The organism is Kitasatospora sp. MBT63 (assembly GCF_000710465.2).
Classification (GTDB): Bacteria; Actinomycetota; Actinomycetes; order Streptomycetales; family Streptomycetaceae; genus Kitasatospora.
In genome coordinates this window covers 1-8,068 of sequence record NZ_JAIZ01000469.1, presented here as the reverse complement: position 1 = coordinate 8,068, position 8,068 = coordinate 1, and the positions used below count along the sequence as shown (strand labels likewise).

At 72.7% G+C, this 8,068-nt stretch carries 7 protein-coding genes; 3 read left to right on the top strand and 4 right to left on the bottom strand.

Features of this window, described 5'->3' with window-relative positions:
- Positions 1-212: 212 nt before the first annotated feature.
- On the top strand, positions 213-1,787 hold the full coding sequence (locus AA75_RS25380) for an MFS transporter (RefSeq protein ID WP_082526820.1): 1,575 nt from the start codon (positions 213-215) through the stop codon (positions 1,785-1,787).
- Positions 1,788-1,821: 34 nt separating this feature from the next.
- Here AA75_RS25380 and AA75_RS25375 read toward each other — a convergent pair whose 3' ends face one another.
- The 3 genes from AA75_RS25375 to AA75_RS25365 all read right to left on the bottom strand — a co-directional run bounded on the left by AA75_RS25375 (position 1,822) and on the right by AA75_RS25365 (position 4,207).
- Positions 1,822-2,688, bottom strand: a complete 867-nt coding sequence (locus tag AA75_RS25375; protein WP_158515565.1) for a hypothetical protein — start codon at positions 2,686-2,688, stop codon at positions 1,822-1,824.
- A 248-nt stretch (positions 2,689-2,936) separates the two neighbouring features.
- Entirely contained in the window at positions 2,937-3,125 is a 189-nt protein-coding gene (locus AA75_RS25370) for a hypothetical protein (RefSeq protein ID WP_033822560.1), read from the bottom strand.
- Positions 3,113-4,207 carry a radical SAM protein gene (locus tag AA75_RS25365; protein WP_063794437.1) on the bottom strand — a complete coding sequence of 365 codons (1,095 nt, stop codon included), beginning with the start codon at positions 4,205-4,207 and terminating at the stop codon, positions 3,113-3,115. Before AA75_RS25365 ends, AA75_RS25370 begins: the two co-directional genes overlap by 13 nt.
- 468 nt (positions 4,208-4,675) lie before the next feature.
- Here AA75_RS25365 and AA75_RS25360 point away from each other — a divergent pair, with 468 nt between their 5' ends.
- Complete coding sequence (locus AA75_RS25360) at positions 4,676-6,592, top strand: tetratricopeptide repeat protein (RefSeq protein ID WP_051813305.1); 1,917 nt, start codon at positions 4,676-4,678, stop codon at positions 6,590-6,592.
- Positions 6,593-6,612: 20 nt separating this feature from the next.
- On the opposite strand, the gene AA75_RS25355 is transcribed toward AA75_RS25360, so the two are convergent.
- Positions 6,613-6,996, bottom strand: a complete 384-nt coding sequence (locus AA75_RS25355; protein WP_082526819.1) for a helix-turn-helix domain-containing protein — start codon at positions 6,994-6,996, stop codon at positions 6,613-6,615.
- A 114-nt stretch (positions 6,997-7,110) separates the two neighbouring features.
- On the opposite strand from AA75_RS25355, the gene AA75_RS25350 reads away from it, so the two are divergent.
- Complete coding sequence (locus AA75_RS25350; RefSeq protein WP_033822556.1) at positions 7,111-7,965, top strand: SDR family oxidoreductase; 855 nt, start codon at positions 7,111-7,113, stop codon at positions 7,963-7,965.
- The last annotated feature ends 103 nt before the right edge of the window (positions 7,966-8,068 follow it).

The window sequence follows — 8,068 nt, the reverse complement described above, 5'->3', positions numbered from 1 at the left end:
CCCCCGGCCGGGCGCCCGCGTCGGGGCCTCCCTGCCCGGGTGCCCGCACCGGGGCTCCCTGCCCGGGCGCCCGGGCGCCGCTGGGGGGGCAGGGCCATCCGACGGAGGCGCGGGCCCGCGCCGAGGTGTCGCGCGGCCGGCCGGCGTGGGCGCTCCGATAGTGGTGTGGTCCGCTCCGGCGAGTCGCCGGCCAGAGTTTGGGGAGCCGGTCCATGGCCGAGTCGACCGGTCCGCTGCGTGAGAACACGTCCTCCGGCAGCGCCGCGGGGTACTCGGAGCACCGTTGGCGGGCGCTGGCCGGGATGTGCGTGGCGGCGGGCATGGTGTGGCTGTCGTTCGCCGACTTCGGGGTGGCCGTGCCGACGATCTCCCGGGAGCTGAACGTCTCGCTGCCCGACCTGCAGTGGGCCAACAACGCGTTCAGTCTCTCCACCGGTGCGCTGGTGCTGGCCGCCGGGCGGCTCGGTGACGTGTTCGGACGCAAGCGGATGCTGGAGATCGGCCTGGTGGTGATGGGGGCGGTCTCGCTGGCCGCGGCGTTCGCACCGGGGGTCACCGGCATGATCGTCGGCCGGGCGGCGATGGGTGTCGGCGCGGCGCTGATCCTGCCCGCCACGCTGGCGCTGATCCCGCCGATGTTCCCGCCCGAGGAGCAGCCGCGGGCGTTCGGCGCCTGGATGGCGGTCGCCTGGGTCGGCCAGGCGGCCGGGCCGGCCGTCGGCGGTGTGCTGACCGGCACCCTCGGCTGGCGCTCGACCTTCTGGATCAACGCCCCGCTGGCCCTGGTCGGCCTCTGGCTGGTCCGCCGTTCGGCGGTCGAGTCGACCGACCCGAACGCCTCCCGGCACATCGACCTGCCCGGCCTGTTCACCAGTGCGCTGGCGGCGTTCTGCCTGCTGTACGGCTGTACGGCCGGTCAGGAGAAGGGCTTCTCCGACCCGCTGATCATTGCCCTGCTGGCCGGCTCGGTGGTGCTGGCGGCGCTGTTCGTGCTGCTGGAGAAGCGGGTCCGGGATCCGCTGGTCGACCTGCGGCTGTTCTCGTCCCGGCCGTTCTGCGGCGCGCTGGTGGCCAACTCCGTGATGAACATCGTCTTCGCCGGAGTCAGCTTCCTGCTAACCCTGTACCTGCAGCAGGTACGCGGCTACGGTGCGGTGGCGGCGGGCCTGCTGCTGCTGCCGTCCACCGCGACCATCCTGCTGTTCAACCCGCTGGGCGGCCGGGTGTCCGCCCGGCGGGGGGCCCGGCTGCCGGTGGTGCTCGGGGTGCTGCTGCTGGGGGTCGGGACGCTGATCGTCTCGATCATCGGCCGGGACTACTCGTACGCGGTGCTGGTGGTGGGGCTGCTGGTGCTGGGGGCCGGGCTCGGCCTGATGTCGATCCCGCTGTCCGACACTGCGGTGGCCGGGCCGCCGGAGGAGCTGGCGGGCACCGCGTCCGGGATGTTCAAGGTGACCAGCATGCTCGGCGGCGCGTTCGGGGTCGCTATCACGGTCGCGGTCCAGCAGGCGGTGGAGACCAACCAGGCGGTCGACCGGGCGACGGCCGCCGGGCTGAGCGACTCCCAGGTGCAGGAACTCGGGAACGCGGTCACCGACTCCAAGCTGGCCGACCAGATCCTCTCCTCGGTGGACCAGTCCACCGCCGACGCGATCAACGCGGCCTTCCGCGCCGTGGAGGCCACCGGCGCCGGCCGGGCGATCGCACTGGCCGGCCTGCTGGCCGTGGTGGCCGCGCTGGCCCTCCCCCTGATCTGGCGCCGCCCGAAGGCCCCCGCGGGGGCCTGACGGCGTACGGTCGCGTCTGTCATCCGGACCGCGCCTACGTGTTCGGCCGGCCCGGTGTGTCGGACGGGCGGGCTGCGCTGATCGAGGCCGATCGGCCCTGGGCCGGGTGAGCCGCCGTCGTCGGGTCCGGCAGCAGGACTGTTCGGATGCTGTCGAGGTGGCTGAAGCCGATCCGTTCGTAGACCCGGCGGGCCGGGTTGCCGTCGGTGACGGAGAGCACCAGCGCCGGCGGCGGCCCGTCGACCGCGGCTCGCGCCAGGGCGTACCGCAGGAGCAGGGACCCGAGGCCGCGGAACGGTTCCCCCGGTTCGCGGAAGACGTCGACGAACCCGGGTTCCGGCCGGCCCGGCAGGCCGGTGTTGCCTGTGACGAGTACGGCCGCGACCACCACCGACCCGGCCGAGCGGGCGACGGTGCTGCAGCCGAGCACCGGACCGTAGAGGGTGCCGTCCAGGAGCCCGGTCAGGCGCTCCGGCTGCCCGGGGGCGCGGTCCAGGTGCCCAGGGGGATAGGCGCGCTCCCGGACGGCTGCGAGGTCGGCCGCGCCGACGCCGTCGAGCCCGGCCAGCCGTACCCCGTCCGGTAGTCGGGGGCGGAGCCAGTGGGGCTCCGGATGCTGCCGGTCGAAGTCCCAGCCGTAGAGCCGGGACAGGCGCAGGGTCGGGGCCCGGTCGGCCAGAAGATCGCCGAGCGGCGGCACCGGGGTCGACGCGACCCAGCCGGGCAGGCCGAGCAGGATGGCCTGCGCGGCCCGCCGTACCGTGGTGCGTGGCCGGATGTCGTCCGCCCAGGGCAGGCCCGCCCTGGTGGCGCCCCGCACGAAGTCCGCGGCCGGGCGGCCCGCCTGATCCGTGATCATCTCCCGGGCGGGTGGGACTGCTCGGTACGGGAGTTCACTCATGGACCGGTTCCCGTCGGTTGTCCTTCGTTGCGGACCCCTGGTGCACGCGCCGGCCGGGTGCGGGCCGGGGACGACTCGCACGTCCCCGACACCCGCCAGCTCCGGTCCCACCTGCGCGGCGATCCGGCGAGGGCGGCCGCGTTTGCAAAGTCCCGCCGGGTCCGCGACGCCGTGCATCCTCCCCCAGCCTTCGGCCGGGCGGGCGCCCACCGCCGCGGCCTGATCCGACGCGACTTTGCAAACGCGCCCTAGGCCTCCGTCCGGTCCCACAGCTGGCTCATGGAGTTGAACCTCAGGAAGGTGAGACCCCCGTCGCCATCGGAGGTCGTCGAGGGCGTGGACGGCGTGCCGAGCAGCCGCTCCAGCTGCTCCGAGTGTTCCCGGAGGTCCCTGACCAGCCCCTCGTGCGGGTCGATGACCGTGTTCAGGTCCGGCACAGTAGTGCTCCTTCCAGCTTGGCCTGATGGAGGTTGCGGCAGTACGCCGTCTCGGTGTGGTCCAGGCGGCCCGACTCGAAGTACTTGTTCGCGGGCCAGTTGCCGCCGCAGACGGCGGCATAGCGGCAGGTCGCGCGGCACCGCGCGACACCGGTGAGGGCTTCGCGCACCCACGGGACCCCGGGGGCGCGGCTGAGGATGTCCGCGAGCCCTTCCCGTAGGACGTTGCCGACGGTGAACGGTCCGTGGACGGGATGCACGTGGCCGGCGAGGTCGGGCGACATGACGGTGACGTCACCGTTGTGGGCGATGGTCGGGATGGCCTCGACCGGTACGCCCCGGACCTGTTCGGCGGTCACCCCGGCCATGACCGCGTCCCAGCAGTTCGCCACGGACTCGAGCTCCCGCAGCCGGACGCTCCGGTCGTCGTGCCACTCGCGGTAGAGCTGGGCGAAGAATTCCGCCCAGCTCTCCCGGTCGGCCGTGGAGTTGCCGTGGTGGACGCCCTTGCGCTCCTCGGGCAGGACACCGAGGGCGCGAGCGCCGACGGATCGGGCATGCGCGTAGACGGCCCGCGCCGACTCCGGGGTGGGAGTGCGGACCACGGACAGCAGATCGAACGGCACTCGGCGCCTGGTCAGCACCGCCAGCCCCGCTTCGATCCGCCGCTCCGCCGGACGGCCCGAGCGAGTGACGCGGTCGGCGTTCATCCCGGCGATCCCGTCCGAGCTCACGCTGACGCGGACCCCGTGCGCCGAGAACAGGTCGCACCAGCGGTCGTCGATCAGCGTGCCGTTGGTCTGGACGCAGTGGACGGTCCCCTGCGGCCACGGAGACCACAGCCGTCCCATCCGCGCCACCCCGACCGCGAGAGGCTCCCCGAGGTGCCACAGCACCTCGACCCGATGCCCGGAGGCGGCCCATCGCCCCGCCTCCTCGGCCACCACCCGGTTGACCTCCGGGTCCAGGTGGCGCACGGTCGCACGATCCGGCAGGTAGCAGTACCGGCAGTCCAGGTTGCAGAAGGTCCCGGGCTGCATCACCAGGGTGGTGGGAGGTAGGTCGAATACGTTTCCCGACATCGGTCGGTACCGCCTCCGGCGAATACGGGTGATCATTGATGTGCCTGCGGCAGACTCGGAACAATGTTCGAGGTGGCCTCATGTGCTGTCAATACTGCACGGTCCGCCGGAATTCGGAATTCGATCGTCCGACCGCGTTGTGCCCTGGACTGCCTTGGCTCCTGGCGGTACCGTCCCCGGACGGGGCGGCCTTGGGGCCGGGGCGATGAACGGGGCGGAACTGTGGAAGATCGCGACACCGGGAATTCGGCCGGGGCCACCAGGAACGCCATGTCCGGCTCTGCGAAAAGCGTTGTCCAGGCCGGTACGGTCACCGGTGGAATTCATTTCCACGCCGCCGATGCGGGATGGCCGCGTCCGCACCAGCTGCCGCCGAGGCCGTCCTGTTTCACCGGCCGGGAGGCGGACATCGCCAAACTCGACGCGCTGCTGTCGACCCGAGGGGGAACAACCAGGTCCACGGCGATCGTGTCCGCTGTCGCCGGCACCGCGGGTGTCGGCAAGACGGCGCTCGCCCTGCACTGGGCACATGCCGTGCGCGACCACTTCCCCGACGGCCAGCTCTACGTGAACCTGCAGGGCTACGGCCCCGGACCGGTGCTGTCGGCGCAGCAGGCGCTCGGCGGCTTCCTACTGGCGCTCGGGGTGGCGCCGGGCAGCGTTCCGCAGGACACCGAGGGGCGCAGCGGGATGTTCAGGACCCTGCTGAGCGACCGTCGGATGCTGGTCGTGCTGGACAACGCCCGCAACGCGGAACAGGTCCGGCCGCTCCTGCCGTCGTCCGACACCTGCCTGGTCCTCGTCACGAGCCGCAGCCAGCTCTCCGGCCTGGTGGCGCGGGAGGGCGTACGCCGCATCGTGCTGGACCTGCTGTCGCCCGAGGAGTCGGTGGAACTGCTCCGGTCGGTCGTGGGGGTGCGGCGGGTCGACGCCGAGCCGGCGGCAGCAGCCCTGCTGGCCAGGCGGTGCGTCCACCTGCCGCTGGCGCTGCGGATCGCCGCCGAGGTGGCGGCGGCCCGTCCGCACGACTCGCTGGCGACGCTCGCCGAGGACCTCGCCGATCACCGGGGACTGGACGCACTCGTCACCTACGACGAGGACGACAGTACGGCGGTCCGGGAGGTGTTCTCCTGGTCGTACCGCAGCCTCTCGCCGTCGACCGCACGCGTGTTCCGCCTGCTCGGACTCCACTGCGGGCCGGACATGGGCCTGAAGGCGGCCGCCGCGCTGACCGGCCTGCCGCCGTCCGAGTTGCTGCGTGCTCTGCTCGTCCTCGTCGGCTCCCACCTCCTGGAGATGCCGTCGCTGAACAGGTTCCGCTTCCACGACCTGCTGCGCGACTACGCTCGCGAACGCGGTCTGGAGGAGGACGCCGACGGCGAACGGGCTGCGGCAGTACGCCGGCTGCTCGGCTGGTACCTGTTCCACGCGGAGGAGTCCGGGAGGGTCCTGAACCTCCGCCGGGGTCCGGCGCCGTTCGTCGTCGCGCCCACGGACCGGCCGGACACGCCGGCCATGGTCGCCTTCGGCTCCCGCGGTGCGGCCGTCACCTGGTGCGAGGCCGAGTTCGAGAACCTGCTGGCCGCCCTCGCCCAGGCCGACGAGGAGGGTGCCAGGGACATCACCTGGCAACTTCCGATCGCGCTGCGGTCGTTCTTCCAGCTCCGGCGGCCGACCGCGGACTGGACGGCAGCCAACCTCCGCGCCCTCGAAGCCGCCCGTGACCTCGGCGACGACCGCGCCGAGACCGTGGTCCTCAGCAATCTGGGCGCGAGCTACTGCTACCGGGGGCAGTACGAGGAGTACTACCGGTGCTGCCTGCAGGCGGCGGCCATGTCCCGCCGGCTGGGGTACTTGGAGGCGGGCTCCCTGAACAACCTGGGTGGCGCGCTCATCCACCTCGGGCGGTTCGGCGAGGCGGTGGACTCCCTCACCCAGGCGCTTGCTGCGGCGCGCCGGGACGGTGATCCCTGGCTCGCCGCACACGTCCTGGAGAACCTGGGCCTGGCCTACCAGGGGCTCGACCGTCTCGAGGAGGCCGTGGCGGTGCTGGACGAGGCGTTCGAGATCTTCGTGTCGCTCGACTATGCCTTCGGTCAAGGGCTGGTGACCGACAAGCTGGCCGAAGTCCACCAAGTCCGTGGTGAGTTCGAGGAGGCCGTCGTGGCGGCGCAGCGGGCGTTCGCCCTGCACGCCGAGGCGGGCAACCGGTTGGGGGAGGTCTCCGCGCTGGGCGTCCTGGCCCGGTCGCACGAGAGCCTCGGACGCGTCGCGGACGCCCTCGGTTTCCGGATCCGTGCGCTGGCGGTGCTGGACGAGCTGGGCCACCCGGCCGCGGAGGCGGCGCGCGCCGAACTCGCCCGGCTCCACCCCGGTCACCGGTAGGGCTCACGGGCGCCAGCCGGTCAGGACTGCCGGGTGTCGTACGCCTCGCGGGCCTCGGTGACCGCGCACATCCGGGCCTCCACCCAGTGGGCCAGGCCGGAGACCTGTTCGGCCACCTCGGCGCCGAGCGGGGTGAGGCTGTAGTCGACGCGGGGCGGGATGACCGGGTGGGCGACCCGCAGGACGAAGCCGTCGCGTTCGAGGTTCTGCAGGGTCTGGGCGAGCATCTTCTCGCTCACCCCCGCGACCCGGCGGCGCAGCTCGCTGAACCGGTACCCCCGCTCGAGCAGGGCGACCAGCACCAGCACGCCCCAGCGGCTGGTGACGTGCTCCAGGACTCCGCGGGAGGGGCACATCCGGTCGTAGACGTCCGGCAGCCGCTCCAGCAGTGAGCGTTCTTCCATTACCTCCATGTCAGTACCCTACTTTGAAGTGCGTACTTTCGGAAGGTTAGTGCCCTCCATAAAGTGAGTGGCGAAGCAGAGCGGAACACGAGAACACCTTCCGAGGAGCGCAACATGATCGTCGTCACCGGTGCCACCGGCCAGCTGGGCCGCCTGATCGTCGAGGGCCTGCTGGCCGAGGTCCCCGCCGCCGGGGTCGCGGTCGCCGTCCGCTCGGCGGAGAAGGCCGCCGACTTCGCCGCCCGCGGGGTGGAGGTCCGGGTGGTGGACTACGACCGCCCCGAGACGCTGGCCGGCGCGTTCGCCGAGGGCGACCGGGTGCTGCTGATCTCCGCCAACGAGATCGGCAGGCGCACCCCGCAGCACCGCGCCGTGATCGAGGCCGCCAAGGCCGCCCGGGTCGGCCTGCTGGCGTACACCGGGGTGCTCGGCGGCGACGAGGCGAGCTTCACGCTGGCCGACGAGCACAAGGAGACCGAGGCCGCGATCCGCGCGTCCGGACTGCCCTTCGTCTTCCTGCGCAACGGCTGGTACACCGAGAACTACACCGCGCAGGCCGCCGACGCGGTCGCCCGCGGCGTGGTGGTCGGCAGCAGCGGCGACGGCCGGGTGGCCAGCGCCCCCCGCGCCGACTACGCCGACGCGGCGGTCGCGGTGCTCACCGGCGAGGGCCACGAGAACGCCGTGTACGAGCTGAGCGGTGACGTCGCCTGGAGCTTCTCCGAGTACGCGGCCGCGCTGGCCGAGCACTCCGGCCGCCCGGTGGCGTACCGCGACGTCCCGCCCGCCGAGCACCAGGAGGTGCTGGTCGGCGCCGGTCTGCCGGAGGGCTACGCGGCGGTCTTCGTCGACGTCGACCGGGCGATCGGCCGCGGTGACCTGGCCCGGGCCAACGGCGATCTGGCCCGTCTGATCGGCCGCCCGACCGTCCCGCTCGCCGAGACGGTGAAGGCCGCCCTGGGCGCCTGAGCCGGGACGGCCGCACCTCCGGGAGGGCCGCACCGCCGGGACGGCCGCACCATCAGGGATGTCATGACCAAAGAGTGAGAACGGGGATGACATCCCGCCCTCC